This is a genomic window from Actibacterium atlanticum, from assembly GCF_000671395.1.
GTDB classification, from domain to species: Bacteria; Pseudomonadota; Alphaproteobacteria; order Rhodobacterales; family Rhodobacteraceae; genus Actibacterium_D; species Actibacterium_D atlanticum.
On the sequence record NZ_AQQY01000020.1, the window covers coordinates 1 to 3,424 of the forward strand.

Sequence of the window (3,424 nt, forward strand, 5' to 3'; positions counted from 1 at the left end):
CCCCCATGTCTGAGTTTAAGAAGATATTGATAGCGAACCGTGGTGAGATTGCGATCCGTGTGATGCGGGCTGCGAATGAGTTGGGGAAGAAGACGGTTGCGATTTATGCGGAGGAGGACAAGTTGTCCTTGCACCGTTTCAAGGCGGATGAGGCCTATAAGATCGGTGCGGGGATGGGGCCTGTTGCGGCGTATCTGAGCATTGACGAGATCATCCGGGTTGCCAGGTTGTCGGGCGCGGATGCGATCCATCCGGGGTATGGGTTGCTGTCGGAAAACCCTGATTTTGTCGATGCCTGCGCTGCCAATGGCATCACCTTCATTGGCCCCAAGGCCGAGACCATGCGCGCTTTGGGCGACAAGGCCAGCGCGCGCAAGGTGGCGATTGCGGCCGGCGTGCCGGTGGTGCCCGCGACCGAGGTGCTGGGCGATGACATGGCGGCGGTCAAGGCCGAGGCCGCCGAGATCGGCTATCCTTTGATGCTGAAGGCCAGCTGGGGCGGGGGCGGGCGCGGTATGCGCCCCATTCACAGCGAAGACGAGGTCGAGGAAAAGGTGCTGGAGGGCCGGCGCGAGGCCGAGGCGGCCTTTGGCAATGGCGAGGGCTATCTGGAGAAGATGATCACCCGCGCGCGCCACGTCGAGGTGCAGATTCTGGGCGACACGCAGGGCGGCATGTACCACCTGTTTGAGCGGGATTGCTCGGTGCAGCGGCGCAACCAGAAGGTCGTGGAACGCGCGCCCGCGCCTTACCTGAGCGACGCCCAACGCGCCGAGATTTGCGAGCTGGGCTATAAGATCTGTAAACACGTCGATTATCAGGCCGCGGGCACCGTGGAATTCCTGATGGATATGGACAGCGGCAAGTTCTACTTCATCGAGGTGAACCCGCGGGTGCAGGTCGAACACACGGTCACCGAAGAGGTCACCGGCATTGATATCGTGCAGGCGCAGATCCTGATCTGCGAGGGCAAGACCATTGCCGAAGCCACCGGCAAGGCCAGCCAGGACGACATCCGCCTGAACGGCCATGCGCTGCAGACCCGGGTCACCACCGAAGACCCGACCAACAACTTCATCCCCGATTATGGCCGCATCACGGCCTATCGCTCGGCCACGGGCATGGGCATCCGTCTGGATGGCGGCACGGCCTATGCGGGCGGGGTGATCACGCGCTATTACGACAGCCTGCTGACCAAGGTCACCGCCTGGGCGCCGACGCCGCAAAAGGCGATTGCGCGGATGGACCGGGCCCTGCGCGAATTCCGCATCCGGGGCGTCAGCACCAACATTGCCTTTGTGGAAAACCTGCTGAAACACCCGACCTTTCTGGACAACAGCTATACCACCAAGTTCATCGACGACACGCCGGGGCTGTTTGATTTTAAACCGCGCCGCGACCGGGGCACCAAGGTGCTGACCTATATCGCCGACATCACCGTGAACGGGCACCCCGAAACCGAAGGGCGCCCCGCCCCGGCCGAGGGGCTGAAAGCGCCCAAGGCGCCGACGCCGGGCGACGTGATCCTTGATGGCACCCGCCAGATCCTTGAGCGCGACGGCGCCAAGGCGGTCGCCGATTGGATGGCGGCGCAAAAACAGCTGCTGCTGACCGACACCACCATGCGTGATGGGCATCAGTCGCTGCTGGCGACGCGGATGCGCTCGATTGACATGATCAAAGTGGCGCCCAGCTATGCCAGTGATCTGTCGGGGCTGTTCAGCGTGGAATGCTGGGGCGGGGCGACCTTTGATGTGGCGTACCGGTTCTTGCAGGAATGCCCCTGGCAGCGCCTGCGCGATCTGCGCGCCGCCATGCCCAACCTGCTGACGCAGATGCTGTTGCGCGCTTCCAACGGGGTGGGCTACACCAACTATCCTGACAACGTGGTGCAGTCGTTCGTGGCCCAGGCCGCCGAAACCGGCGTGGATGTGTTCCGGGTGTTTGACAGCCTGAACTGGGTGGAAAACATGCGCGTTGCGATGGATGCGGTGGTTGAATCCGGCAAGATCTGTGAAGGCACGATTTGTTATACCGGCGATATTCTGGACCCCGCGCGCGCCAAATATGACGTGGCCTATTACGTCAACATGGCCAAAGAGCTGGAGGCCGCCGGCGCCCATATTCTGGGCCTCAAGGATATGGCGGGGCTGCTGAAACCGGCCTCGGCCAGCCTGCTGATCAAAGCCCTGAAAGAAGAGGTCGGCTTGCCCGTCCACTTCCACACCCATGACACATCGGGCATCGCCGGGGCGACCATTCTGGCGGCCTCGGAAGCGGGTGTGGACGCGGTGGATGCGGCGATGGATGCGTTCTCGGGCGGGACCTCGCAGCCCTGCCTGGGTTCGGTCGTGGAGGCCCTGCGCAACACCGACCGCGACACCGGTCTGGACATCGGCGCCATTCGCCGGATCTCGGAATATTGGGAGGGCGTGCGCGCCCAATACGCCGCCTTTGAAAGCGGTCTGCAGGCCCCCGCATCCGAGGTTTACCTGCATGAAATGCCCGGCGGGCAGTTCACCAACCTGAAAGCGCAGGCACGCTCGCTGGGGCTGGAAGAACGCTGGCACGAGGTCGCCCAGACCTATGCCGACGTGAACCAGATGTTTGGCGATATCGTCAAGGTGACGCCGTCCTCAAAAGTGGTGGGGGACATGGCGCTGATGATGGTGTCCCAGGGGCTGAGCCGCGATGACGTGGAACATCCCGACACCGATGTGGCCTTCCCCGACAGTGTCGTCGACATGATGCGCGGCAATCTGGGCCAGCCCCCCGGCGGCTTTCCGGATGGCATTGTGAACAAGGTTCTCAAAGGTGACGCCCCCAATCTGGAGCGCCCCGGCAAGCACCTGAAGCCGGTCGATCTTGAGGCCACCCGCGCGACGGCCGCGGCCGAGCTGGGCTGTGATCTGGATGACGAAGACCTGAACGGTTACCTGATGTATCCCAAGGTTTTTGCCGATTACGCCAGCCGCCATGACACCTATGGCCCGGTGCGCACCCTGCCGACAAAGACCTTCTTTTACGGCATGGAGCCGGGCGAAGAAATCAGCGCCGAGATCGACCCGGGCAAGACGCTGGAAATCCGCCTGCAGGCCGTGGGGGAAACCAATGAAGACGGCGAGGTCAAAGTGTTCTTTGAACTCAACGGTCAGCCCCGCGTGATCCGCGTGCCCAACCGCATGGTCAAATCCGCCACCGCCCAGCGCCCCAAAGCCACCGAGGGCGAGCCAAACCACATCGGCGCCCCGATGCCCGGCGTGGTGGCAAGCATCGGCGTCACCCTGGGCCAACAGGTCCACCCCGGCGACCTGCTGCTGACGATTGAAGCCATGAAAATGGAAACCGCAATCCACGCCGAAAAAACCGCAACCGTCAAAGCCATCCACATCACACCAGGCGCCCAAATCGACGCAAAAGACCT

The 3,424-nt window shown here is 62.8% G+C and carries 1 protein-coding gene; it reads left to right on the forward strand.

All coding sequences use genetic code 11. The features are described 5' to 3' along the window. Positions 1–5: 5 nt before the first annotated feature. A partial coding sequence (pyc, locus tag ATO10_RS15760; RefSeq protein ID WP_081806557.1) for a pyruvate carboxylase occupies positions 6–3,424 on the forward strand: 3,419 nt, incomplete at its 3' end.